1 protein-coding gene is annotated in these 276 nt (G+C 68.8%); it reads left to right on the top strand.

What is annotated here, in order from left to right; translation table 11 throughout:
- On the top strand, nt 1-276 hold a 276-nt coding region (locus ACPYOI_RS36185), incomplete at both ends, for a saccharopine dehydrogenase NADP-binding domain-containing protein (RefSeq protein ID WP_481424185.1).

Genomic DNA, 276 nt, shown 5'->3' with positions numbered 1-276 from the left:
GTCCGAATACCTGTCGGGCAGCGGCGAAACGCTGCACTGGGCGATTGGCGGCCGCTCCGAGGCGAAGCTCCGGCACGTCAGGGAGGCACTCGGCGCCGCATGGCAGACGCTGCCGATCATCGTCGCCGATGCGGCCGACGACACGCAATTGCGGGCGTTGTGCGCGCGCACGCGCCTCGTCGTGTCGACCGTCGGTCCGTACGCGCTGGATGGCGAACCGCTGGTCCGGATATGCGCGCAAACCGGTACGGACTACTGCGATCTCACCGGCGAGAC

Source organism: Rhizobium sp. SVR5-2C (assembly GCF_056755115.1).
This window is presented reverse-complemented; position numbering and strand designations above follow the sequence as displayed.